Genomic DNA, 24783 nt, shown 5'->3' on the forward strand with positions numbered 1-24783 from the left:
ACAAAAATTAATGCTGTTCAATTCCTTTGAATTCCTGATCTTCTTCCCGGTAGTCACACTGCTGTACTTCCTGCTACCCCACCGGTTCAGGTGGCTCTGGCTCCTAGCAAGCAGCTGCTATTTCTACATGGCCTTCGTGCCCATCTATATACTTATTCTTGGATTCACCATCGTAGTCGATTATTATGCAGGTATTTTCATCGAAAAAGCAAGTGGCCGTAAAAGGAAACTCTTCCTGGTATGCAGCCTGGTGGCCAACATCGGCGTATTGGCCGTCTTCAAATATTACAACTTCATCAATGAGAACATATCCGTACTATGCCAGTCACTGGGCGTAGTCAATAACATTCCTTATCTCTCGATCCTGTTGCCCATCGGCCTGTCGTTCCACACCTTCCAGGCCATGAGCTATACCATCGAGGTGTACCGCGGCAACCAGAAAGCGGAAAGGCATTTCGGTATCTACTCCCTTTATGTCATGTTCTACCCGCAATTGGTGGCAGGCCCTATAGAAAGGCCCCAGAACATATTGCACCAGTTCCGTGAATACCACAAATTCGACTACACCAAATTCGTAGAAGGCTGTAAACTCATGCTGTGGGGTTTCTTCATGAAAGTGGTAGTAGCCGACCGCATTTCCATTTATGTGGACGCCGTGTACAACAACCCGGGCGAGCACAACGGCACCAGCCTCATGCTGGCCACTTTCTTGTTTGGCATCCAGATCTATTGCGACTTCGCCGGCTACTCGACCATTGCCCTTGGATGCGCCAAAGTGATCGGCTTCGAGCTGATGACCAACTTCAAACGTCCTTTCTTAGCCACCTCACCATCGGGATTCTGGAAAAGATGGCATATATCACTTTCCACCTGGTTCCAGGATTACCTGTATATTCCATTAGGCGGTAGCCGCGTAAAAATATCCCGCAGTTGTTTCAATCTCTTCATCACCTTCATGATCAGCGGACTTTGGCACGGGGCCAGCTGGACCTACATTATATGGGGTGCGCTCAACGGATTGTACCTGGCGGGAGAAAGACTGATCAATGAGGCCCGTAAGAAAGGCGGCATCATCAGTCGCATCCAACTGCCGCGCGTGGTAGCTACACTTATTACCGTAATACTCATCAGCTTTGGCTGGATATTCTTCAGGGCCAATAGCATACACGACTCCCTGCTCATTATGCAAAAGATATTCACCACCAGTGGCAAGCCATACCTGTCGGATCCATCACAAATACTGTTCTCCCTCATTGGCATAACAGTACTTTTTGCTTACGATCTGCAAAACGAATTCTTTGTCAACAAAAACATATTGATCAATAACCGGAATGTGGTAATAAGGAATGTAACCTATGCTTCCATTGTACTGTTGATACTCCTCATGGGGGTGTTCGATGGCGGACAATTCATTTACTTCCAATTCTAATCATATGCAACAAGCATTGAACAATAAAACAGGGCGCCTGCTGTACAAACTGGGATTACTGGCCGTCATCATCGTTGGTGGCGACTTCCTGTTGGGAAAAGTACTACGCTACTTTTACTTCAAACAGGAATCGGGCCTGCTGTACCGCACTACCTACGCCATGGAGGTTACTCATAGTGATGCACTCATCTTTGGTTCATCCCGCGCCAACCACCATTACCATCCTACGGTGATGGAACAACAGTTGGGCATGAGTACGTACAACACAGGAAGAGATGGCAATTTTATCCTTTACAACACGGCAGTACTCAAAAGCATCCTTAAGAGATATACCCCAAAGGTTATCCTGCTCGACCTGGATGTTTACACCTTCAACGAATCGCCTGAGAATTACGACCGGCTTTCATCGCTCCTGCCCTATTACAAAACGCACGAAGAGATAAGGGATATCGTGGAGTTGAAAAGCCCCTTTGAAAAAATAAAACTCCAATCAGGCGTATATCCGTTCAACTCATTGGTATTTAAAATAGCGGTTGGCAATACAGAAATGAATAAAGCCAGGAAGGCAAGCCTCAACGGTTATGTAGCGCTTACCGCCACGCACAAAAAAGATATACAGGAATATAACATCGAAGAGAAGATAGACAGCCAACTGGTAAAAAGCTTTACCAGCTTTATCACCTCAGCAAAAGCAGCCGGCAGCAAAGTATACGTAGTGGTGTCGCCTATCTACTACCAATATAAAAGATCACAAACCATCGAGCTTGCCCGCTCCATTTGCCAAAACAATGGGGTGGCCTTCTGGGACTATAGCCGGGATACCACGCTCCAACAGCACAGGGATTGGTTTGCCGACCGTGTCCACCTCAACGATGAAGGAGCGCAGTATTTCACAAAGATCATTGCAGAAAAGATAAAACAGGAAGAAAAGAAATAACAAGAGCGAACATGAAGATCCTTTGGTTCACAAATACACCTTGTTCAGCAACCGAGAAGATGGGACTGGAAAGCCACCGCGGCGGATGGCTGACTTCACTCGAGAATGCCGTGCACAACCGTGGAGGTGTAGAGTTACATATCGCATTCTATACCGGCCAGCCGATGGCGCCTTTTGTACATAACAAGACGAACTACTACCCTTTACATAGAAAAAACACCGGTTCCAAATCGACCCGGTACTTCAATAAGCTGCTGAACAAACCCGTCAACGACGAACAGGAGCTGTCGCAGCTAATGCAGGTAATACAAACCGTGCAGCCCGACCTGATCCATATACATGGCACAGAAGAGAACTTTGGCCTGCTGCAATACCATACCAATATCCCTGTTGTCATATCCATACAAGGTGCTCTCCTGCCCTACAGTGAAAAATATTTCGCAGGCATCCCACTCGATGTAGCTAAAAAGTACGAAGGCATTAAAGAGAAGATCAAGCTGCGTTCTGCCGGCCGTCAATACAAAGACATGCGCACAAGGGCAGCCAGGGAACAAAAAATACTGCGTCGTGCCCGCCACATCATCGGCCGTACGGATTGGGACAGGCGCATTACGCGCGTGCTGGCTCCCCAAAGCGCCTACTACAAGAACAACGAGATACTAAGAGATACTTTCTATAAAAAAGCCTGGACGAAAAACCAGTTCTCCGACACCCTGAAGATCGTTACCATCTCCAGCGATTCTTTGTATAAAGGTTTCGAGACGATCGTCAATACCGCCCGTCTGCTGACCGAAGCAGGCGTCATCCATTTCGAGTGGCAGGTGGTAGGCCTGAATACACAAAGCATCATCGTAAAAACAGCCGGCCAATGGCTGAAGGCTGATTACTCACAACTGCACCTGCAGTTGCTGGGATCGAAAGGAGAAAAAGAAATAGCACAATTACTGGCTGAAGCTGATGTCTATTGTCAGGTAAGCCATATCGAGAATAGCCCTAATAGCCTGTGCGAAGCATTACTGATGGGCATGCCTGTTGTGGCCAGTTATGCAGGCGGCACCGCTTCCCTGCTGGAGAACGGTAAAGAAGGCGTGCTGGTACAGGATGGCGATCCTTACTCCCTCGCAGGCGCTATCACGGAAGTTGCAGGCACCTTCCATCAGTCAAAACAATACGGAGAGCAAGCCCGCCGGCGTTCACTCGACCGGCATGATCCCGGCAATATCACCAATGACCTGGTATCGATCTATCACGAAATCATCAAGCACCACCCGTGATAGCCCGTCAATACTATACCACCACGTTGAAAAAAACACCCGCCAACAGCATCAACCTGCTGCTGTTGATGGCGATCGCATTTTCACCCTTGTTGAGTTACTTTATCGTAACCTTTACCTCCGTGAAAAGCGGCACTTATGTGTTCAACATGCTCATAGCCGCCACGGTGCTGGTATTGATGTTGGAAGCACACAAGAACGGCGGACTGCGCTTCCCGTTCTATCTGCGTTACCTCGGTCTTTTCGCACTATACACCATCTTTTCCGATCTGTTCTTAGCCAATAAAAGCTTCACGTTTACTTATCTCTTCAAAAACCAGATCCTGTTTGGGTTCCTGGCCGCACTCGTTATCGAGAACACCTGGTTTTCCAAGCCCTACATGAAAAAACTGACCAGCTACCTCAAAATACTGTTCTGGCTTTCTGTAGTGGTCATATTGATACAACAAACGATCGATTACAACTTCCTGCTTAATCCCCACTCGCTTGAAGAAGTGGAAGCCACCGAAGAGATGGAACGCAGGTTCAGTTCCATCTATTCCTACCTCGGCGGTACTATCTATGCAGGGCTTACGGTGGTGCCGATACTCAGCATTATCATCGCCGAAAACATCAAGCGGAACAAACCAGCTATGGTGTATTATGTAGCGGGCGCTATCTTTTCATTGATCAATAAATCACGATGGATACTTATCAACTTGTTCATTACCTTATTTACAAAATTTACACTGCGGAAAACCAGCCTCGTACAGATATTCAGACTCGTAGTGATGATCGTTGTAGTGAGCTTTGCAACATCCTGGGTACTAAGTTATTTTGGCTTTAACATCGACGAGCTGGTAGCTGAAAGGCTGCTGGAAACCAAGCACGGTGGATTAAAAGAGGGAGCTGCCTCTACCCGCCTCCTCGCATTCGAGATATTCGGGAAAGTGTACCCCGACAATCCAGTGTTGGGCAAAGGCAACCTGAGCTGGGGAGAAGGCGCCACTGGCGATAAAGAACTCACTGCCCTGCTCAAAGGCCGTTCTTCACAGATACACGTAGGCTACCTGTCGCTCTTTTACTGGTATGGCATGCTGGGCACACTGCCCTTCATCTTCTTCGTATGGTGCCTCATGAAGAAATTGCACAACACAGCCAAGAGACTCGACTACTGGGGACCCTACTGGGGCATGATGGGATTCTTTGTAGCCAACCTTACGCTTGTACACCTGAATATGAATATACCGGGTCTATTGATATGCCTGGCCTATAACAAATATTACGAGCAGTATAAAGTAGTACAAACAAAAGAAGAAGAACCGGAGACGCCATTAACCGTACCACAATATGAAGTTTAGAAGCCTGGCCCATACGACTCAAGTTTTCAGCATCCGCCTTGCACAGCTGGCGGGGAAATGGAACAATGTGCGTGCACAGTGGTGGGGCATACAATTAGGAAGCAATGCAGCGTTTCAGGGCAAGTGTCATTTCAGGCGCTATCCGGGAACAAGCATTTCTATAGGAAATAATTGCACCTTCTTTTCTACACCCACATCCAACCTCATTGGTATCAATCGCCCTTGCATGGTATCCACGTTGGGAAGCGAAGAGAAAGCGGCCATACGCATTGGCGATGGCTGCGGGTTCAGCGGCACCGTGATCGGCGCTTTTAAAAGCATTACACTCGGTAACAACGTGCGCTGTGGCGCCAATACCCTGATCACCGATTCCGACTGGCACCTCGATGATCCCAGGAGCGGCGCTCCGGCGGCAGTAGTGATAGAAGACAACGTGTGGTTAGGTGTTAACAGTGTAGTATTGAAAGGGGTTACCATTGGCGCCAATACCGTTATCGGCGCTAATAGCGTAGTCACCAAAAGCATACCGGCCAATGTTATTGCGGCCGGCAACCCATGTAAAGTAATCCGGGAACTATAAGAGAACAGTAAAAGAGGTAACAATGAGTAGCAACGTAATCTTTTTAGGGGCAACAGATAACTATCCGGCAAAATTCACCGCCACCAATTCAAAAAATGAATTGATCGCAAGAGGATTGCTCAATCATACAGACAAAGTGTCGATCATTAATTCACCTTTTGGTTTGTCGGGCCTGCCGGCAACAGGCCAAACGGGCACCAGAGAAGGCATCGAGTACCATATCTTTCCCAAGAATGGCAAACTGTCCCTGATAAAGAATATCAAGTCTATTTATAAACTACTGAAAGAAAAACGGAGCAAGGCACAGCAAAACGTGCTGATCATGGAGCACAGCTACTACCCTTTCTTCCTGCTCTATGTATTCTTCGCCAAAAGGCTGAATTATAAAACTGTAGTTACCATTACCGAATGGCATTTATATTTCCCGGAGATAACGCCGGTGAAGCGGTTCGACTTCTTTGTTTTCGATTATACCTTTGGCTACTTCGTAAAGGGGATCTTCCCTATCAGTACGCTCCTCGAAGAAAAAGTAGCACGCTTCAAAAAACCCGTTCTTAAAGTGCCCATCCTTGCCGACTTCGAAATGCTGAAGCCGGTGAATTATGATATTAAAGATGAAAGTGCAGAATACTTCATGTATTGCGGTACCGCCGGTTACTTTACCGTAATACAATTCATCATCAAAAGCTTTTCCATCTTTACGGCCAGAGGCCATAAACAAAAGCTGAAGCTCGTATTGAGCGGATCGGCTCATATGATCCAGAAAGTAGAGGACCTTATTACACAGGAAGGATTGCAAGGTAAAGTGGTCATCGAGCAGAAACTGCCATTTGCAAAACTGCTCGAAGGATACCAGTACGCACTGGCGCTGCTCATTCCGTTGCGTCCCGACAAGCAGGACAAAGCCCGCTTCTCTCATAAGATCGGTGAATACCTGTCCAGCGGCAGGCCCATCATTACCGGCAACATCGGGGAAATAGAGCACTACTTCGAACACAAGAAGAATGCGCTTATAGCAACAGAATATACTGAAGCAGCCTATGCCGACCTGATGAGCCTCGCAGCCAACGACAAACAACTGGCCAACAACGTAGGCCTGGAAGGAAGAAAATTAGGCGAAACAACTTTTAACTATACCACTTACGGGCAGTTGACCAACGACTTCCTGAACAAACTATAATAATCTCCCCAACCATGGCCAATATTTTATACTCAGCTTACTTCTGTAACCCTTTTGAAAGTTCCGAATCCTACACGGCCGTTAAATGGCTGGAAGTGTTATTGAAAGAGCACAATGTAAAATTGCTCACTAACCGTAGTTGCGCTGAAGCGTTGGAATCATACTTCAACCCAATGCCCCACAACCTGGAGGTTATTGGCTTTGATATTCCTAATTGGTTGGAGAAGAAAAGGAAAATGCAGTTGTACCCCGGCTACTTCAGCTTCGATAGCAAAAGCTATAAATACGTAAAACAAAACAAGGAGCTACTCGATTGGACAGATGTGATACTGAAGAAAACGCCTTCCAGCTTCCGCTATTACACTTCCCTCTACAAGCTGAACAAGCCTTTAGTAGTTGGCCCTATCGGTGGCGGATTGCAAATACCTAAGGAGCTCAAATCATACTTCAAGAAAGAACCCAAGCTCAATAAACTGCGCGTACTTGATCGCTGGATACTCCGTTTTCCACCTTTCAGTAAACAACTGAAAAGCAGCCATAAATTGCTGATCACGCTCGACTACCTGCGCGAGGTGTTACCACAGCAGTACGTGCACAAAATGATCACCATACTGGACACCGGCATCAACATCGGCGACCGGAAAATAGCTGTGGCGCCTAAACAAAACGACAAGCTCAACTTACTATATGTAGGTAAGCTGGTGAGATACAAAGGAGCAGAGTTGCTTATCAAATCACTTATACCGCTGAAAGGAAAGGCCAACTTGGTGCTGAACGTTATTGGTGATGGCGGCGAAAGAGATAACCTCAAAAATATAGTGGCACAGAACGGTCTGGAGAATATGGTCATCTTCCATGGCAACATGCAAAGGACTGATATTTTCGAGCATTACCAGAAGGCCGACATTTTCTGTTTCCCTTCCTTAACAGAGGCAAGCGGCAACGTGCTGCTGGAAGCCAGCCTTTATGGATTGCCCATGCTTACCATCAACAACGGCGGCCCTAAATACATGGTTCCCGATGAAGGCGCTATCAAGATCAACATACAATCTGAAGAGAAGATCATAGAAGAACTGACGAAAGGTATCACCACCCTGATGGCCTCGCCTGAAAAACGCCAGGCCATGGGCCAAGCCAACTATGACTTCGTGGTCAACAATTTTTCCTGGGAAGTACTGGAAAAGAAGATCAATGATTTCTTTGGTCAATACAACAGGCCGGGCACTGCCGCCAGGGCTGCGGAACAAAGAGAAAGAGAAAGGGACGGCATAGCAGCATAAACAGGACACCATGATCAAAGCATTATTCAAAATAGGACAATACGGAAAGAAGGCAGCCAACTATACCGGCCGCGCCTTCTACACGCGCCTTTTTGCCAAAGCAGGCAAGAACGTGCGGTTCTTTCCCTTCAACTCAGATATACATTATTGGAACATGCAGGTAGGTAGCGATGTATACATTGGCCCCTTTGCCTGTTTCATCTGTGGCGTGGCGCATATAGAAATAGCCGACAAAGTGATCATGGGACCCAACGTTACCATCATCACCGGTGAGCACCCCGTTGACCTGCGCGGTCGTTACATAGCCGATATCCGGGAAAAGCAACCGCATGAAGACATGCCGGTAAAGATAGAATCGGACGTATGGATAGGCGCCGGCGCTACGCTGCTTAAAGGTGTTACCGTTGGCCGCGGCGCCATCGTTGCAGCAGGAGCAGTAGTCAACAAAGACGTGATGCCCTACTCCATCTCAGGCGGCGTGCCTGCAAAACATATCCGTTACAGAGGCAGCAAAGACGAATTGATAAAACATGAGACGAGCCTGTATGGAAAGGTGATAACTGATTTCAGTAATGTTCCATAGATAGTGACAGAAACCAAGCAACACAGAAAAACCAATACCAGATGAAAATCCTGATGACCGGTCCCAACAATGATCCAGCCCAATCACTGGGTGGTATCGTTACAGTGATCAACATGATCCTGAACAACGCCCCGCATACAACAGATTTCTTCAACAGGGACCTTGGCACCAAGAACAAAACGAGCACTTATCTCCGGAAAATAAAAGAGTTCAAGCGCACCCTGAAGAACAATACCTACGATCTTATACACTTTCATTTTTCATTCGATAACAAATCGGTGATCAGGGATTTCATGTTCCTGTACCTCGCGAAGAAAAAGAATATACCACTCATCGTACATTTTCACGGCGGCGTGCTGGCTTATCAGAAAAGCAATTCGCCACTGGTAAAGTGGATATTGAAAGCAGCCAGCCAGCTCATCGTGCTCAATGAAGATGAAAAGGAATCTATCCAGCGCCTGTACAATGTGTCACCGGAAAAAGTATTGATCCTGCGAAACTGTATCGACATGAATGAGATCCCGGCCCTCGACAACCAGGCGCCGACCTATAACAGGATCATCTACTTTGGTCGTTTGCATATGCCCAAAGGATTGAAGGAAATCGTGGAAGCACTTAAAACCATCAAAGCACAGCAGGTGCCTTTCAAACTGGATGTATACGGTTCCGGTCCCGATCAGGAATGGTTTCTGAAAGCACTCGCTGATAACCTCGGCAACTCATTTGAATACAAAGGTGTGGTATGGGGCGCCCAGAAATGGCATTCACTCAACGACTCCGACATCTTCCTGCTGCCCTCCCATGGCGAAGGAATGCCCATGGCACTCCTGGAGGCGATGGCACTTGGAAAATCAGTCGTGGTATCGGATGTGGACGCCTTCAAAAAAGTGGTCGTAGACAATGAGAATGGCTTCCTGGCGCAGCAGCGTTCATCAGAAGACCTGGCTCGTTCCCTCTCCACCGTACTTACCAATCCTGCCAAGCAGGCTGAGGTGGGTAAAAAGGCCCGGGCTACCATCGAAAAAGAATACTCATCAGATTATTATATGAAATCATTGAGCTCAGTATACAATAGTCTGCTGGCTAATGCAGTTAGATAAATATGGGAATCTTTAAAAAGATATATCAGCTCCTTTTCCTGCCTTTGAACCTGTTCAAATTGTGGCTGTTCAAAGTGAAACATGGAAAGATCACCATCTTCGGTCCCTTATTGATCATCAACCGGGGAAGGATGACCATTGGCGATCATGCGAGGATCAACTCGGGTAAATACAAAAATCCTATCGGAGGAGATACGAGAAGCTCGATCGTGGTGAAGCCCGGTGCGTTATTGACCATCGGTACGAACCTGCGGATGAGCAACTCTGCCATCTATTGTGCCCAATCCATCACCCTAGGCAACAATGTAATGATCGGCGGAAGTTGTAAGATCTGGGATTCCGACTTCCACCCCATCGACCCAGATGTACGTCTGGCTACCCCCAACGATAATTACAGAACAGCAGCGATCCATATTGGTAACAATGTGTTCATTGGCGGCGCTTCTATTATATTGAAAGGTGTTACCATTGGCGATAATTCAGTGGTGGGAGCAGGCAGTGTAGTATCAGGTAATATACCACCCAATGAAATATGGGCAGGCAACCCGGCCCGCTTTATCAAAAAACTTAAAAAAGATGAACAACAGCCGGTTTGATTTCTTAGGCGTGCATATATCGGTCATCAATCCTGAAGAAGCGATCAAAAAGGTCCGCAGCTATCCGTTTAATGCTCCGGCCTACATTTGTTTTCCGGATGCGTCGGTAGTAAAAGAAGCGAATGGCGACCCTCAACTGTTGAGCATATTGAACAATGCCTACCTTACCATGCCCGATGGTAAGCCATCACAATTGGTAGCCAGGTTGCGTGGTAATAAATCAGTAAGCACTGTTTCTGGCTTTCACCTGTGCAAAGCATTATTGCAAACAGAACTTACGCATTACTTCTACGGTGGCACAGATGAATTGCTGGTGAACCTGCAGAAGAACCTGCAACAACAATATCCCCAGGCAAAAATACTTGGCTATAAAGCGCCGCCTTTTGTGGCAGCTTCCGCTATTGCAGGCAATGCAGCTATGACAGCTGATATAGCAGCTATCAATGCACTTAAGCCCGACATCGTATGGATCGGTATCAGTAGTCCCAAACAAGACTACCTGATGCACCACTTCCATCAGCAGTTGGATAAGTCATTAATGATGGGTGTAGGAGGCGTATTCCTCTACCTGGCCGATGAAACATTGAAAAGTCCGGAATGGATTAAGAAGATGGGATTAAGATGGGTATACCGGTTGGCCAAAGAGCCTAAAAGACTATGGCCAAAATACTATGCCACCATTCGCTTTCTTGTACAGAACAGTGCCTTCTTCCTGAAGCTGCTCTTTCGTATGAAAGCGCATGCACCGACTAAATAAGCAGGTGCGCGTTTGCTTCGTTAACAGATTTCTCACTTCGCCGTTACCTCGTACACTTTTAGATTCCTGATGGCTCCGTTCGAAATGACAAAAGAGAATGGAGTATAATAAAAAAACCAGCGGTAGCTATACCCTGGCTTTTTTTATGTTGTTGTTTGAGTGAGTTGTCTGTTGCTTACTCAGAATTCCTGCTCGCAAAGTGGAAGTTATACGCCACCAAAACGCCTAGCACTCCAATCTTCGAGAAGCGCTGTGTAGTAGTAGACGCATGATACCAGAGACCAAAATCGATCTTTGCATTCAGCGAGTAACCGACCATGGGCAACACAGAGAAAGTATTATAGTCAGTACCGGAGGCAGTCCAACCGATCTGAGGCTCCATAAAGAAATAGTTAGTAGCGTCTTCCTTCCGGAAATCATACCGGTAACCTACAAATCCTGAAAGAATATCATGTTCTTTCAAGCCTTTATCAGTCTCCTGCACAGCTCCCTTACCCTTTCCATTAATACTTAAAGCATTTAATGAAAAAGTGAAATAATCATTGGTGCCCAGTGGAAGGGAGAACTTACCCAAGCCACCGAAAGCCCATGAATAAGCTTTCACTTGTTTATTTAAAGGAAAACCGCCTTGTATACCAAGACTCAGAAAAGGTCCGTCACTCCACTGAGAAAAACCAGGAAGTGATATACACGACAATAGAATAAGCCCATAGATACGGGAGCGTAGGGATGCCATCATAAGATACGAGTTTTGAACAATTACAATTGCGGCACAATATAGAAACCGCTTTTCTTTAACGCAATAGAACAGCCATTATTATTGTATACAATAGTGATAATTAGCTCTTTGATGATTCTCAACTTTCCCTCTTTTGGAAAATAATTCCCACACTGATAATCATCTTCTACTTATATATACATACAAATAAATTATGTCGCACCACTTTCACCTGCATCATATAACTTATAGTTTTGCGTTTCTTAATTGGCTAATCTACGTGATCAGTTTAGCTGGTTAATCAATTATCCTTTAGAAAACTTAACCCATATCCTTTTATGATTCGTTCAGACAGGCGACTTACGTTGCTATATGGTGCCGGAGACTTTCTAACCCTTATAGGATGTTTTGCGGGCATCAACATGTTCTACGGACATGGAATGAGTGAACAGAATTACCTGTACCTCATTACCTTGATCTTTACCTGGATATTTATTACCTCCAAGAACAAGGTCTATTATTTACACTTGCATAATGGCTTGAGGTATCGCTTTAAAAATCATTTGAAGACACACTTCGAATTGATAGCGGTGCTCTGTTTGTTATACCTCGTGCTGGGTATACCGCAAGGATATACCAAAACACAGTTCATGACATTCCTGTTGGGCTTCCCTGCAGTTAACATGATCGTCAACTACTTACTATTTACCATCGTTCGCAGCATGCGCATCGATGGACGCAATGTGCGCAAGGCATTGGTAGTAGGAGCTGGACGTGTTGGTGCACACATTGAAAACTATTTTCACCAGAACCCAGATTTCGGATACCGCATCATCGGCTTTCTCGATGACAATCCTGAAGACTCAGATCTCCAATACCAGATCATTGGCCGCATATCGGACATGGACAAGGTATTAAAAGAGAAAAAGGTGGATGAAGTGATCATTGCATTACCTACTCACCTCGATGAGAAAATTCAATTTGTAGCCGACAAAGCCGACTATCATGGTATACGGGTACGCCTTGTTCCCGACTACTTTCGTCTCTTAGGCCGCAACTATAAGACGACCAGTTTTGGCGATATGCCTATTATCAATATCCGTGAGATATCACTCGACAGATTCCGGTTCGCGACACTGAAGCGTGTTTGTGATGTGATCTTCTCATTCATGGCATTGATCATGCTGGCGCCTTTGTTCCTGGTATTGGCTATCCTTATCAAATGGGAATCTGCCGGCCCTGTATTCTATTGCCCCATCCGTTTGGGACAAGGTGGCCGTCAGTTCAAACTCTATAAGTTCAGGAGCATGTATCAGAACGATGCAGCTGTTGCCGGAAAAGCATCTACCACAAAAGGTGATCCCCGCGTAACGAAGATCGGTCGTGTGATACGTAAATACAGCCTTGACGAATTGCCGCAATTCATCAACGTATTGATCGGTGATATGAGCGTGGTAGGTCCCCGCCCCCATCGTATCTTCCTCAATGAAGTGATGCAGCGCGAGGTGGACAATTATATGATCCGTCATTATCTTAAGCCCGGCATTACAGGATGGGCGCAGGTAAATGGATGGAGAGGCCCCACTGATACGGAAGAGCAAAAGAACAACCGTACTGCTCACGACCTTTGGTATGTGGAGAACTGGACGCCTGTACTCGACATCAAGATCATATTCCTCACTGTGTTCAGTGAGAAAACGCATAAGGCAGCCTTTTAAAAGCGTATTCCCTATTACCGTAGAATAAATAAACGGGCACTTGTTATCAGGTGCCCCGTTTCTTTTTACATCCCCTCCAATAGTCCAAACAAGTTACATTTGGGCTATGAAACAACTCGTGCCACTCCTATTTGGCCTGATAGTCGTTCAGGCATTGTCTGCACAGGAAACCACCGTGCCGGCTACCAGCATCAAGTCATATCCTGTGCTGTTCCAGCAAACAGCCGCCGAATACAGGGCCTTATGCTACCAGGCATTCAACCTGGCACACCTGCGCCTGCAGGAAATACCCAAACGAAAACTCCGCAAAAAGAAACTGGCCATCGTTACCGACCTCGACGAAACCATTCTCGACAACAGCTACAGCGAAGCCCAGCTCATCAAACAAGGAAAAGAATACAGCAGCCAGGCATGGAAACAATGGACCAGCCGCTCTGCAGCTACTGCCCTTCCGGGTGCCGTAGCTTTTTTGCAAGCGGCCAAACAAAAAGGTCTCAGCATCTTTTACATCAGCAACCGCGACACCAGTGAGATTACCAGCACCTTACTGAATCTTCAACAACTACAATTACCCGACGCCGATACCGCCCACATGCTGTTTCTCCTTAACACCTCATCCAAAGAAGCAAGGCGGCAGAAAGTAATGGAGGAATATGAGATCGTGATGCTATTAGGCGACAACCTCACCGATTTTACTACAGCATTTGAAAAGAAATCGATCGACATCAGAAGAGAAGAAGCAGACAAGATAAAAGACGAATGGGGTCGCAAGTTCATCGTATTGCCCAATGCCATCTACGGCGAATGGGAAAACGCCCTGTACGATTACGAGCGCAACCTCAGCCCCGCACAGAAAGAAGCAAAGCGTCAGGCGAGATTAACAGGCTATTAAGTATTAGGTTTTTGACTTCTATCAATGTTTTTTACCCCGAATACACCAAATAAATGATTTAAATTGTATACAGCGCAATGATGGAGGATTATTCATTCATTAAACCTCCTTATTATGAAAAAAGCACTCTCCCTGGGTATCATTACCCTGCTGCTGGCGCTATGTCCAGGCCAATCCATGACCGCCACCCCACAACCCGCCGCACCAGCCACTTCCAAAGTCCTATTTATTTACACCTGGTACTACGATTACGATGCGTATTATCCCGTAGGTACCACGAACACTGTAAACGGAGAAATGCAACGCCTGCGCAATGCCCACCCAGGCTACACCTTCAGTGCCACTCCGGCCTGGGGACTCCACGAGTACGAGTATGGCTTTTTCCTGTTTTTCCCGATCGCCATCATCTACAGTGACCTGCCCTAATTGTTAACGCTCATGTTTTCAGGAGGCTATTGGAAAGCGACCTGCACACCTGCAGTAATGACCCGCTGTGCCGATAGCCTCCCTGAAAACTGAATCGTGGGATCGCCATCCCGGAAATGTGTGCCTGTAAAGAGATTTTGCCCTTGCAGGTATATACGTCCTTCGCAAAGCTTCGCCGCCTTCAACCATTTTTCTGGTAACTCCCACGCACAATATAAATTCCTGATGCGCCAAAAGGAGGCATCAGCCATCATCATGGAGGATTGCCGGAAAAACTTGATGGCCGCTTGTACGTCCGGACTATTGGATGCCGTAAAGCGCTGCAAGAGCGCCATATCACCTGGTTTCTGCCAACGTTGTAATACCGTACGGGGTTGATTGGTTTGCTGTTGTTGCGCCGCAGACCATCGCCCGGGGCCGCCACCACTTGAATACACATAATACAGCGGATGCAGTGTCTGCTGCTTTCTGGCCTCGATGAACAAGCCAATAGAGAACCGGCCTAACCGCCACTCCTGCGACCAGCTGGCATAGGCTTGCGGCTCCCAATGACCTGTGATGATGGTATCGGGATTCGCCGGCACGATGAATAAACCGGTAGCGGGATTTACTCCCTCGAACTGAAAGCCACGTTGTACACTCAATGGCTGTCCCACAATAAGTGAGTTCCTATAACCGCTGGTATCAAGTCCAGGGAAAGATAGTAAGCGGTTGCGCGGAAGGGTAAGCATCAATGTACTGGTGTAACTTATTTTTTTGCCCTGACCAATGTTGTAACGCAAATAGAATTCCCAGCCGGTATTCAACACCCTGGCGGGCCAGTTAACGATAGCAGGAGTATCTGACTGTTGGATAGTCAACAACTGATTGGAAGTCACATTGCGATACCAGGCCACATTGAACTGCAAGGACCGGAAAGCTGCCAGCTCAAGGGCTACTTCCAGTTTATAATTCTTTTCCCATTCAAGTTGGGGTTTGCCTTGTTGAAAAGGGGAAAGCATTACAACACTATCAGGATCCTGCTGACGGGACAACCAATAAGCCCTGGTTTCGAAACCATAATTAGCGTAGTTATCGTTGCCCGCAATGCCGTAGCTCGCCCTGAGCTTACCGTAATCGAGCCGCTCGAAGGAACGAAACCATTTTTCATCAGAAAATACCCAGGCCCCGCCAAGAGCCCAAAACAAAGCCGTCTTTCGCTTTGGTCCTAAGCGGGACGAAGCATCGAGGCGGCCGGTGGCATTGATAAAATAGCGTTTGTCCCAATCTGCATGCCAGCGGCTATACAGGGCGCGGAACCGGTAGGTATTATCACCCCAGCTTCTTTCGGACGGCGGGATGCCGGGCAGACCCAACATGGAATCGTTGGCATATCCATCATATCGCGTTACCATCCACTTCCTGATCTCATTTTGAACCGTGCCGCCGAGCAAGCCTCCCCATTGAAAATAACTGCCGGTTTTATGCTCATACTCCAAGCGTGGCTCGGCAATGATACTCTGCAACTTGTTGCTTGCAACAGCTCTTTCACTATTCGGGTAGCCTGCTGCCATACGTAGTGTTAATTCTTCTTTTACAGGCAAAGACTGGTAACCCAAAGTAGTTCGAAAATACAGGCCTTTTCCCAACTGGTAGCTCCCCTGCAAACCGACCGAGAAAGTATTGATGCGGGTATCGCTGCTGTTTTCAAACTGGCCCAATGGATTCCTGAAATCAAAGCTGTTGTACATCCATACGAGTTGGCCATTTTCGTCCCGCAGGGACGGCAACAACGGCACCAACTTGCCTGCATATAGTATCGGATCAGATGCGATCGAATTATAATTAAGATGACTGTAGAGCAAAGAAACATCTACCTGCAAGCGACGCCCGGGCGACATGTACCTGATATTGGCATGGCTGGTAAAACGCTGTTGTGGCAAGGATTTAGACATAACCGAAGATTCGCGGTAATAACCAGCATTCAGGTAATAACGCAAAAGAGTGTCTCCTCCCTGCAAAGAAGCATTTACATTGATCAGCTGTCCTGTATTGCCTGCAAGCAATTGTGGAATGTTGATATAGTTGTTGGTATCCAACCGGAGCAGGTCAGGCGCAGTAGACTGGTTAATCGGCAGATTGGCTGCCGCGAGGGCTTCTTTGCGCATAGCGGTATATTCCCGGTTATCGAGCAACTCGGGTACATACGTACTGGCAACAGCGCCTTTTTGTATATTGAATCGAAGTGTCGGCTTGCTTATCCTGCCCATCCTGGTAGCGATGAGTAAGGCGCCATGGGCGCCTCCCGAACCATACAGAGCGGTAGCATCGGCGTCTTTCAAAACATCGACGGTCTCAATATCTGCCGGATTGATGGCCGCCTGTGCACTAATGCCTCCTCCTGAAAGCCCACCACCCTGCGGATCGCCTGCTGCAGAAGGCAGTAGAGAAACAGGTTTGCTGCCAGCGAAAGGTATCTTATTGATCACCACAAGGGGATCATTGTAAGGTTGGTTGTCGTTGCCCGGCACAGTACCTATACTTTGCCTTCCTCTGATCTGTAAGCGGGAAGCTGCGCCGGGTGCACCACCAGACAGTGTGCTGGTGAGTCCTGGCACTCTGCCTGATAGCTCACTGAACGGATTATTGCTACCATTGGTAAGCTCCTGCCCGCGTACCCTAAAATTGGATCCTGTATTATCCCGCCGTGTAACCTGGTAATAGGACATGGTAACGACTTCCTCCTGGGCGCCAAAGGCAGGTTTCAGTGTTACACCCAGAAAAGCATTTGGATCAGTTACACGAAGCGACTTTTTTTCGTAGGAGACATAGGTAAATTCCACCTCTTTACTGCCTGGTGGCCAGGGAAGTTTAAAGATACCTTCGTAGGAAGTGATAACGAAACTGTTACTCGCAGCATTTCTTACAGATACCCCATCCAGTGGCTTATTATTTTCATCGGTGATCCTGCCGACCAGGGTATCAGCCCGATTATAAAGGAGTAATTGGCTCACATCTTTATGCAAACGGATATAGGTCAGGCTGCTGTCAAAGGAATGTCCCAGGCCCAGCCTGCCTAATGAGTATCGAGCAGTTTGTAGAGCGGTACGTTTTGCCCGTAGTAGGTAATGGAACCAAGACCTTGTATTACCTCCGAGCTAATGATGAAACGAAAACCAGCATGTCGCCTTACATACCGGATTAAGGAATCAATGGGCGCAGCCTCCCAATGAGGAGAAAGTGTTTTCATAGTATCCAATTGCGCCTGTGATTGGTTGGTCAGCAGCCCGCAAAACAATACAATGAGACAACACCCAATTACACGTTGCTTTTTCAGCATCACTAAGCAGTTTAGAGGTCAACAATCACCATGTGTGCCAGGTAAGCCTGTACGCTTACCTGTGCACATGGTACAATAGTAATACAATTCACATCGAAGGATAAAGTTTAACAGGCAACCAGATAAAATAACCGGTTGCCACCTTTGCAGGCATTAATGCAGGTATGTGGGGAAACAACCACCGTTGCAACTGGCAGAATAAGATGGGCTAAGGAACCCGGTAACGGTGTATGAGCTTTAACCAGTTTTCAGCTATTTCCCATAATGGTTACTACTTGAATTTGATTATGGGACATTGGATTTTTTGCTGATATAGATCTTGCGACCTTTAATTTCGAAATGGACCAAACGTGATGCCGCGAGGTTATCCAGTAGTTGATCGACTGGTTTACTACGCGGAAAATCATCAACATAAAAACGATCGTCACTTAAAGGATCACTATAGGATACCTCTACATTATACCACCGTTGCACAGCCGCCATGATCTCCGAAAGCCTTGTATTGGTATAGGAGAAGTATTTATTTTTCCAGGCAGTCACGTCTTTGAGGTTGGCATTCGCTATGCGTAGCGTTCCCTGGTTATCGATGATCGCCTGCTGCCCGGGTGTGAGTACCTGTTGTTGATTGCCTTGCATTATCCGCACAGATCCTTCCACCAGGGAGGTCGTGATGGCTTCTGCTTTATAGGCTTTTACATTGAATTGCGTGCCCAATACTTCAATGCGGGGGTTATTGCTCCCGCCGTTTCCTCCCGGTAGGGAGGAACGGGGGATGGGGGACGCTGAGCTTATAATAACGACAAATGGTTGACCGGCTTTTTTGGTGACCTCAAAAAAGGCTTCTCCTTCTTCGAGTACGACTTCCCTGGCTCCTGCACCAAAGGTAGTGGGATAACGGAGCACTGTAGCAGCGTTGAGCCACACTTTAGTGCCATCGGCCAGCACCAGTTGGTATTCTCCTCCCTTCGGAGCTTCGAGACGGTTCCAGCCTGCTGCCGGTTGTGTGTTGCCGGGAATGTATTGATAATGTAGTATGCCAGGTTGTTCATTGAGGGCATCGACATTACCCTGATGTGCCAGCAGTCCCTGTGTAACAGTGTCCAGCGCGAGGGTGTTGCCATCGGCCAATTGCAGGGTTGCCTGTGCAAAACCAGGTTCAATACCCCTTCCACTTTTGTGGAGGGGCGAGAACCACCAGGCGCCCACGAGGGCTGCTGCAAAAGAAGCGGCTACTGCCATGCGACGTAAGTTGCGTACGAGGACAGTAGCATCTTGCTTCTGCTTAGGAAAAGGAAGGCTTAACGGTTGAACTTTATATTTTGCTAAGTATTGCTCCGCAGGTAGTTTTTTTTGCTCATCACGCGCCTGTCGTTCTATAGCCTCTTCATCTATCGTGTTATCTTGCGGATGTTCCAGTCGATACTGTTCCCAGGCATGCTGCTCATCCTGCATGAGCGGCATGCTGTCTTTACGCTTATAGTAAATCAAGAACAGGTTTGGCTGAAGGTTTTTCATCATAAGGTTTTAATGATCGTGATGCTCTTATAGGTAATACTCCGCATGAAACACTTTCTTAACAAGCTGCTCAAAATATTTTTTCCAGAGTGACTGAACAGGGATCTGAATCGGGCAGACACCCCACCAGTAGAGGGAGGAAGCAGATCGCCGGCAGGCGATGCAGGAGAAGTTGGTGCAACAGGTGGAATAGGCGGATCGGAAGGTGGTGAGGGTGGGCCATCCATTATTTCGCGTAACCGTTTGATGGCTCTCGTCTTATATACATAAATGACGCTTTTGGAGAGCCCCAGGCGTTCCTCTACTTCTTCGATCGTACAGCCTTCCCTAAAAAACAGGTTGATTACCTCACGCAGCTGGTCGGGAAGTTGTTCGATGAGGGTCAGCAGATGCTCCCGGAAATCCCGTTTTTCGAGCTCCAACAATAAAGTTTCATCGGGAATGGCTTCCGCTGCTTCGAGCTGGGTAACCTTGCCCCTTTTTGCGAGATAATCATAACAGGCATTGCGGACGATGGTGGCGAGGTAAGCTTTAGCGTGGGTATAACTGGTAATATGGCCCGGTGCATCATTTATTTTCTCGGCAAGCTTAGCTAAGCTATGGCCTACAATTTCTTCGGCTTCCAGTTCATCGCCGGTAAGTTTCAATGCGAAGCCTTTCAGGCTGGTAAATTCTTCGTTGTAGATATCGATGAGCCATTGGTCGTTAGGCCCTTGTACAGGATGAAGGTTGTTTTTGCTCATAACAGCAGTTGGTTGAAACAGGATAATGTCCCTATTACAACAAACGAACAGTTGTTCAGTTTGTCCCGGCAGCAAAAATCAAAATGAAGAAAAAATGACAAATAAGAACCCTGGAGTCCTCTCGGCACTATTGAATAAATGACGGGGCTTTAAACCGATTTGAGAAACGGAGAACGATTACTCGTCCTCCGTTGAAAATAGTTGCCTCCTTGCATGAGCGAGGAATTGTCGCTCTGTACTGGTTTGTATTCCTTAAATTGGACTTAGTCCTCCGTATGGTATAACGAATAGAAAAATGTGTTTAACCATGTGCAAGGACCTATTTTTAAGAAAAGCCCTACCTCAGCCCAAAAAGAAGAAGAATAAGGCAGAAGGGCGAAATTGGCTTCTTAGGCTTGATAATCAACATTTTTTCAACGCTACCCAACCCATTAGCAGTAATACCTTAACTTCGCTCAATTTTTTGAACAATGGTGTTGCTCATTCAACAGGCTTACATTAACGATCCATCCTCTCCTTTTCACGAAACCAGGCAGGATATACTTATTGAGTCCGGCATTATTAAAGATATTCAACCCCGCATAGAGGCAAAGGCGGACCAGGTAATTGCTGGTCAGGGCCTGACCCTGTCGCCGGGCTGGGTAGATATTTTTGCCCAGTTTGCTGACCCGGGATACGAATACAAAGAGACCCTCGAAACAGGCGCTGCCGCCGCGGCTGCCGGAGGCTATACCGACGTGTTGGTGATACCCAATACCAAGCCGGTAGTAGACAACAAGTCTCAGACCGAATACATCAAACAAAAGTCAAAGAGCCTGCCGGTCAACGTGCACCCCATCGGAGCCGTATCCAGGGGAGCCGAAGGAAAAGACCTGGCTGAAATGTATGATATGCGTGCCAGCGGAGCCATAGCCTTCAGCGATGGCCTCCATCCCATCCAAAGCGCCGGGCTACTGGTGAAAGCACTGCAATACGTAAAAGCGTTCGACGGTGTAGTGATCCAGATACCCGACGACAAAAGCGTAGGCGCCAACGGACTGGTGCACGAAGGCATCATATCTACCCAACTGGGCTTGCCCGGCAAACCCATGATGGCAGAAGAACTGCTGGTGGCCAGAGACATCAAACTGGCCCGCTATGCCGACTCCAAACTGCATTTTACAGGAGTCACCTCTCCCCGTTCGCTCGATTATATCCGGAGAGCTAAAGAAGGCGGTTTGGCCGTTACCTGTTCCGTAACACCCTACCACCTGTTCTTTACAGATGCCGACCTACTGCAATACGATACCAACCTGAAAGTATATCCGCCCTTGCGCACAGCAACAGAAGTGAGTGCATTGAAAAAAGCAGTGCTCGATGGCACCATCGATTGTATTGCTACACACCACATGCCACATGAGTTCGACAGCAAGGTATTGGAGTTTGAATATGCAAAAAATGGGATGATAGGTCTGGAAACCACTTATGCTGTCCTGAAAACGGCGATGCCCGAAGTACCGGAAAGCAAGTGGGTGGAATTACTCAGCCTCAATCCCCGTAAAATATTTGGGCTTGAAGCAGCTTCCATACAAAAGGGTGCCAAAGCAACTATCACGCTTTATGATCCCGCCGGGACAATTACAGTAGATGCAAAACGTTTCCAGTCGAAGTCTAAGAACTCTGCATTCATCGGTAAAACATTAACCGGAGCAGTAAGGGGTATTGTTAATGGAGATCGCGTACATTTAACCCAATAAAACAAACCTGATATGGAAAAGAAAACTACATCTGCAGTTACAATAGGTCTACTCGCCTCATTGGTACTCATTGTGCTGGCATTAGTTATATACTTTGCCAATCTATATACCGAAAGATGGATCCAATACGTTAGCATAGCCATTTTTGGAGGTGCTATTATCTGGGGTATCCTCAACCATGGAAAAGAAACCGGATACCAGGCCACCTTTGGAGGGCTTTTCGGATATGGATTTAAAATAGTAGCCGTTATCACTGTTTTGATGGTTGGGTATACGATTCTTCAAGGCTTTTTATTCCCCGATATAAAAGAAAAGTTCGTTGAACAAGCCAGGATCGAAGCGGTCAAAAACCCTAATGCAGACCCCAATCAGATAGAACAGGGCATACAATGGTTTGAAAAGAACTTTACCATGTTCATGATATTCATTCTCCTCTTTTGGTATGTTATTTCCGGAGCTATCGCAGCCCTTATTGGCGCAGCAGTTACCAAAAAGAGGCCACCATTCGAAAATTCCTTTAACCAATAATATGGATCTCACCATTGTCGTACCCTTATTGAACGAGGCAGAATCACTGCCGGAACTGTGTGCCTGGATAGACAGGGTGGTGAAGGAACATAACCTTTCGTATGAGGTAATATTGATAGATGATGGTAGTACGGATGAGTCCTGGGACGTAATAGAATCTTTGCGTACCAGCAATCCCAATATCAAAGGCATCCGTTTCCAACGCAACTATGGGAAATCAGCTGCGCTCAACGAAGGCTTCAAAGCTGCGCTGGGCGATGTGGTGATCACCATGGATGCTGATCTTCAGGACAGCCCCGATGAAATACCCGAGCTCCGTCGCCTCATCGTAGAAGACGGATACGATATGATCAGCGGCTGGAAGAAAAAGCGATACGACAATACCCTGACCAAGAATATCCCTTCCCGCTTCTTTAACTGGAGCACACGCCGCATATCCAAAATACACTTGCACGACTTTAACTGTGGCCTTAAATCTTACAGGCGTAAGGTGATCAAGAGCATCGAAGTATATGGCGAGATGCACCGGTATATTCCCGTACTGGCCAAATGGGCTGGCTTCCGGAAAATAGGAGAAAAGGTAGTAGAGCACCGCAAACGTAAATACGGTACTACCAAATTTGGCTGGGAGCGTTTTGTGAATGGCTTCCTCGATCTTGCCTCCATCATGTTTGTCAGCAAATATGGTAAACGCCCCATGCACTTCTTCGGATTGATAGGAACAATCTTCTTCCTCATCGGTTTTGCCATGATTGCGATATTAGTCATTGGCAAGATTGTCGACTCGACGAAAGGCCTTACCAATCGCCCACCTTTCTACATATCATTAACCAGCATGGTAATAGGTACACAGCTATTCATGGCAGGCTTTTTGGGTGAGCTGATCGCCCGGAATGCACCTGGCCGGAATGCTTACCTGATCGAAAAGAAATTAGGAATAGAATAATTGCATGGCGCACAAAAAAGTAGTCATTATTGGTCCCGGCCATCCCCTGCGGGGAGGCTTAGCCACCTTCAACCAGCGTTTATGTAAACAGTTCATAGACGAAGGGCATACCTGTTCCATCTACTCCTTCTCCCTGCAATACCCTTCGTTCATGTTTCCGGGCACCACGCAATATTCATCTGAGCCGGCGCCTGCAGGTATAGAGATCTACTCAGTCATCAATTCCATTCATCCGTTCAATTGGTGGCAGGTAGGCAATACCCTCAAAAAGATCAAGCCGGACGTTATACTCGTGCGCTATTGGTTGCCGTTGATGGGGCCAGCCCTTGGCACCATTCTGCGCCAAGTGAAAAAAAACAAGCATACCCGCGTCATAGCACTAACAGACAACATCATTCCGCATGAAAAGCGGCCCGGTGATACTCCCTTCACCCGTTATTTCCTGAAGACCTGCGACGCCTTCATCACCATGAGCGAAAAAGTGATGAAAGACCTGCGTCAGTTTGAACAAACCAAACCCGCCCAGCTCGTCAACCATCCATTGTACGACAACTTTGGCGAAGCAGTACCCAAAGCAGCTGCACGGCAGCACCTTGGCCTGCCGCAGGAAGATAAAATACTATTGTTCTTTGGTTTCATCCGCAAATACAAGGGGCTCGACCTGCTGCTGGATGCCATGAAGATCGTGAAGGAAAAAGCGCCCACTTCAAACATCAAACTTCTGATAGCCGGAGAGTTTTACGACGATGCAAAAGCTTACCACGAACAGATAAAGCAACTGGGCATCGGGGATATGCTTATCCAGCGCACAGATTTCATTGCTGATAGCGAAGTAAAATATTATATGTGCTCGGCCGACTGCGTCGTACAGCCATACCGCAACGCCACCCAAAGCGGCGTAACGCCACTGGCCTATCATTTCGAGAAGCCCATGATCGTAACCAATGTAGGCGCATTGCCTGCGCTGGTGCCGCATGAACAGGTAGGGCTTGTATGTGAGCCTGAGCCGGCATCACTTGCTGCCGCCATCATACGTTATTTTGAAATAGGCGAACAACACTTCATTCCACAGCTGAAGCAGGAAAAAGAAAAATACTCCTGGCACAACCTTGTAGAGACCATCCTCGGGCTGGCGGCAACAAAAACGCCGGCATGACAGAATTATACATTTTATTCGCATCTTCGC

General features: G+C 47.1%; 23 protein-coding genes. 18 read left to right on the forward strand and 5 right to left on the reverse strand.

All coding sequences use genetic code 11. The features are described from left to right. The first annotated feature begins 10 nt into the window (after window positions 1-10). From AC5JBY_RS18830 to AC5JBY_RS18880, 11 genes are read left to right on the forward strand one after another with little or no spacing between them, the layout of a single operon-like run. Complete coding sequence (locus AC5JBY_RS18830) at window positions 11-1429, forward strand: MBOAT family O-acyltransferase (RefSeq protein WP_495906186.1); 1419 nt, start codon at window positions 11-13, stop codon at window positions 1427-1429. 4 nt (window positions 1430-1433) lie between these two features. After that, complete coding sequence (locus AC5JBY_RS18835) at window positions 1434-2366, forward strand: SGNH/GDSL hydrolase family protein (protein ID WP_495906187.1); 933 nt, start codon at window positions 1434-1436, stop codon at window positions 2364-2366. A gap of 11 nt (window positions 2367-2377) precedes the next feature. Next, window positions 2378-3640, forward strand: a complete 1263-nt coding sequence (locus AC5JBY_RS18840) for a glycosyltransferase family 4 protein (protein WP_495906188.1) — start codon at window positions 2378-2380, stop codon at window positions 3638-3640. Continuing rightward, complete coding sequence (locus AC5JBY_RS18845; RefSeq protein ID WP_495906189.1) at window positions 3637-4980, forward strand: hypothetical protein; 1344 nt, start codon at window positions 3637-3639, stop codon at window positions 4978-4980. Before AC5JBY_RS18840 ends, AC5JBY_RS18845 begins: the two co-directional genes overlap by 4 nt. Then, window positions 4970-5560: an acyltransferase gene (locus AC5JBY_RS18850; RefSeq protein WP_495906190.1), complete on the forward strand. Its 591-nt coding sequence runs from the start codon at window positions 4970-4972 to the stop codon at window positions 5558-5560. Before AC5JBY_RS18845 ends, AC5JBY_RS18850 begins: the two co-directional genes overlap by 11 nt. Window positions 5561-5582: 22 nt before the next feature. Beyond that, complete coding sequence (locus tag AC5JBY_RS18855; protein WP_495906191.1) at window positions 5583-6740, forward strand: glycosyltransferase; 1158 nt, start codon at window positions 5583-5585, stop codon at window positions 6738-6740. A 14-nt stretch (window positions 6741-6754) separates the two neighbouring features. After that, window positions 6755-8020, forward strand: a complete 1266-nt coding sequence (locus AC5JBY_RS18860; protein ID WP_495906192.1) for a glycosyltransferase family 4 protein — start codon at window positions 6755-6757, stop codon at window positions 8018-8020. Window positions 8021-8030: 10 nt separating this feature from the next. Next, window positions 8031-8603: an acyltransferase gene (locus tag AC5JBY_RS18865; protein ID WP_495906193.1), complete on the forward strand. Its 573-nt coding sequence runs from the start codon at window positions 8031-8033 to the stop codon at window positions 8601-8603. A gap of 41 nt (window positions 8604-8644) precedes the next feature. Continuing rightward, entirely contained in the window at window positions 8645-9703 is a 1059-nt protein-coding gene (locus AC5JBY_RS18870; protein ID WP_495906194.1) for a glycosyltransferase family 4 protein, read from the forward strand. A gap of 2 nt (window positions 9704-9705) precedes the next feature. Continuing rightward, a complete protein-coding gene (locus AC5JBY_RS18875) occupies window positions 9706-10299 on the forward strand; it encodes an acyltransferase (RefSeq protein WP_495906195.1) in 594 nt (197 codons plus the stop codon). Beyond that, the gene (locus AC5JBY_RS18880; protein WP_495906196.1) at window positions 10280-11056 is read left to right on the forward strand and encodes a WecB/TagA/CpsF family glycosyltransferase; all 777 of its coding nucleotides are present in this window, start codon (window positions 10280-10282) and stop codon (window positions 11054-11056) included. The genes AC5JBY_RS18875 and AC5JBY_RS18880 overlap by 20 nt, the downstream gene beginning before the upstream one ends. A gap of 175 nt (window positions 11057-11231) precedes the next feature. Here AC5JBY_RS18880 and AC5JBY_RS18885 read toward each other — a convergent pair whose 3' ends face one another. After that, entirely contained in the window at window positions 11232-11795 is a 564-nt protein-coding gene (locus AC5JBY_RS18885; protein WP_495906197.1) for a hypothetical protein, read from the reverse strand. Window positions 11796-12112: 317 nt separating this feature from the next. Here AC5JBY_RS18885 and AC5JBY_RS18890 point away from each other — a divergent pair, with 317 nt between their 5' ends. From AC5JBY_RS18890 to AC5JBY_RS18900, 3 genes are all read left to right on the forward strand, one after another. Continuing rightward, window positions 12113-13492: an undecaprenyl-phosphate glucose phosphotransferase gene (locus tag AC5JBY_RS18890; RefSeq protein ID WP_495906198.1), complete on the forward strand. Its 1380-nt coding sequence runs from the start codon at window positions 12113-12115 to the stop codon at window positions 13490-13492. A 106-nt stretch (window positions 13493-13598) separates the two neighbouring features. Beyond that, entirely contained in the window at window positions 13599-14384 is a 786-nt protein-coding gene (locus AC5JBY_RS18895) for a 5'-nucleotidase, lipoprotein e(P4) family (protein ID WP_495906199.1), read from the forward strand. 114 nt (window positions 14385-14498) lie between these two features. Then, window positions 14499-14810, forward strand: coding sequence for a hypothetical protein (locus AC5JBY_RS18900; protein ID WP_495906200.1), 312 nt, complete (start codon window positions 14499-14501; stop codon window positions 14808-14810). A 26-nt stretch (window positions 14811-14836) separates the two neighbouring features. Here AC5JBY_RS18900 and AC5JBY_RS18905 read toward each other — a convergent pair whose 3' ends face one another. The 4 genes from AC5JBY_RS18905 to AC5JBY_RS18920 form a co-directional block, all read right to left on the reverse strand. Next, window positions 14837-17803 (reverse strand): SusC/RagA family TonB-linked outer membrane protein, encoded by a 2967-nt coding sequence (locus AC5JBY_RS18905; RefSeq protein ID WP_495906201.1) that lies wholly within the window; start codon window positions 17801-17803, stop codon window positions 14837-14839. Window positions 17804-17865: 62 nt separating this feature from the next. Further along, entirely contained in the window at window positions 17866-18129 is a 264-nt protein-coding gene (locus AC5JBY_RS18910) for a hypothetical protein (RefSeq protein ID WP_495906202.1), read from the reverse strand. A gap of 285 nt (window positions 18130-18414) precedes the next feature. Then, window positions 18415-19647 (reverse strand): FecR family protein, encoded by a 1233-nt coding sequence (locus tag AC5JBY_RS18915; protein ID WP_495906203.1) that lies wholly within the window; start codon window positions 19645-19647, stop codon window positions 18415-18417. After that, window positions 19644-20387, reverse strand: coding sequence for an RNA polymerase sigma factor (locus AC5JBY_RS18920; RefSeq protein WP_495906204.1), 744 nt, complete (start codon window positions 20385-20387; stop codon window positions 19644-19646). Before AC5JBY_RS18920 ends, AC5JBY_RS18915 begins: the two co-directional genes overlap by 4 nt. A 470-nt stretch (window positions 20388-20857) precedes the next feature. On the opposite strand from AC5JBY_RS18920, the gene AC5JBY_RS18925 reads away from it, so the two are divergent. From AC5JBY_RS18925 to AC5JBY_RS18940, 4 genes are read left to right on the forward strand one after another with little or no spacing between them, the layout of a single operon-like run. Further along, a complete protein-coding gene (locus AC5JBY_RS18925) occupies window positions 20858-22123 on the forward strand; it encodes a dihydroorotase (protein WP_495906205.1) in 1266 nt (421 codons plus the stop codon). A gap of 12 nt (window positions 22124-22135) precedes the next feature. Continuing rightward, window positions 22136-22651 carry a DUF4199 family protein gene (locus AC5JBY_RS18930; protein ID WP_495906206.1) on the forward strand — a complete coding sequence of 172 codons (516 nt, stop codon included), beginning with the start codon at window positions 22136-22138 and terminating at the stop codon, window positions 22649-22651. 1 nt (window position 22652) lies between these two features. Beyond that, window positions 22653-23597: a glycosyltransferase family 2 protein gene (locus AC5JBY_RS18935; protein ID WP_495906207.1), complete on the forward strand. Its 945-nt coding sequence runs from the start codon at window positions 22653-22655 to the stop codon at window positions 23595-23597. Window positions 23598-23601: 4 nt separating this feature from the next. After that, on the forward strand, window positions 23602-24753 hold the full coding sequence (locus AC5JBY_RS18940; RefSeq protein ID WP_495906208.1) for a glycosyltransferase: 1152 nt from the start codon (window positions 23602-23604) through the stop codon (window positions 24751-24753). Window positions 24754-24783: the final 30 nt, after the last annotated feature.

The organism is Paraflavitalea sp., from assembly GCF_059502485.1.

Bases quoted from the DNA above. Each gene is read 5' to 3' on its own strand.
- AC5JBY_RS18830 (WP_495906186.1), top strand. From the start codon at position 11: ATGCTGTTCAATTCCTTTGAATTCCTGATCTTCTTCCCGGTAGTCACA.
- AC5JBY_RS18835 (WP_495906187.1), top strand. From the start codon at position 1,434: ATGCAACAAGCATTGAACAATAAAACAGGGCGCCTGCTGTACAAACTG.
- AC5JBY_RS18840 (WP_495906188.1), top strand. From the start codon at position 2,378: ATGAAGATCCTTTGGTTCACAAATACACCTTGTTCAGCAACCGAGAAG.
- AC5JBY_RS18850 (WP_495906190.1), top strand. From the start codon at position 4,970: ATGAAGTTTAGAAGCCTGGCCCATACGACTCAAGTTTTCAGCATCCGC.
- AC5JBY_RS18855 (WP_495906191.1), top strand. From the start codon at position 5,583: ATGAGTAGCAACGTAATCTTTTTAGGGGCAACAGATAACTATCCGGCA.
- AC5JBY_RS18860 (WP_495906192.1), top strand. From the start codon at position 6,755: ATGGCCAATATTTTATACTCAGCTTACTTCTGTAACCCTTTTGAAAGT.
- AC5JBY_RS18865 (WP_495906193.1), top strand. From the start codon at position 8,031: ATGATCAAAGCATTATTCAAAATAGGACAATACGGAAAGAAGGCAGCC.
- AC5JBY_RS18870 (WP_495906194.1), top strand. From the start codon at position 8,645: ATGAAAATCCTGATGACCGGTCCCAACAATGATCCAGCCCAATCACTG.
- AC5JBY_RS18875 (WP_495906195.1), top strand. From the start codon at position 9,706: ATGGGAATCTTTAAAAAGATATATCAGCTCCTTTTCCTGCCTTTGAAC.
- AC5JBY_RS18880 (WP_495906196.1), top strand. From the start codon at position 10,280: ATGAACAACAGCCGGTTTGATTTCTTAGGCGTGCATATATCGGTCATC.
- AC5JBY_RS18885 (WP_495906197.1), bottom strand. From the start codon at position 11,795: ATGATGGCATCCCTACGCTCCCGTATCTATGGGCTTATTCTATTGTCG.
- AC5JBY_RS18890 (WP_495906198.1), top strand. From the start codon at position 12,113: ATGATTCGTTCAGACAGGCGACTTACGTTGCTATATGGTGCCGGAGAC.
- AC5JBY_RS18895 (WP_495906199.1), top strand. From the start codon at position 13,599: ATGAAACAACTCGTGCCACTCCTATTTGGCCTGATAGTCGTTCAGGCA.
- AC5JBY_RS18900 (WP_495906200.1), top strand. From the start codon at position 14,499: ATGAAAAAAGCACTCTCCCTGGGTATCATTACCCTGCTGCTGGCGCTA.
- AC5JBY_RS18910 (WP_495906202.1), bottom strand. From the start codon at position 18,129: ATGCTGAAAAAGCAACGTGTAATTGGGTGTTGTCTCATTGTATTGTTT.
- AC5JBY_RS18915 (WP_495906203.1), bottom strand. From the start codon at position 19,647: ATGATGAAAAACCTTCAGCCAAACCTGTTCTTGATTTACTATAAGCGT.
- AC5JBY_RS18920 (WP_495906204.1), bottom strand. From the start codon at position 20,387: ATGAGCAAAAACAACCTTCATCCTGTACAAGGGCCTAACGACCAATGG.
- AC5JBY_RS18925 (WP_495906205.1), top strand. From the start codon at position 20,858: ATGGTGTTGCTCATTCAACAGGCTTACATTAACGATCCATCCTCTCCT.
- AC5JBY_RS18930 (WP_495906206.1), top strand. From the start codon at position 22,136: ATGGAAAAGAAAACTACATCTGCAGTTACAATAGGTCTACTCGCCTCA.
- AC5JBY_RS18935 (WP_495906207.1), top strand. From the start codon at position 22,653: ATGGATCTCACCATTGTCGTACCCTTATTGAACGAGGCAGAATCACTG.
- AC5JBY_RS18940 (WP_495906208.1), top strand. From the start codon at position 23,602: ATGGCGCACAAAAAAGTAGTCATTATTGGTCCCGGCCATCCCCTGCGG.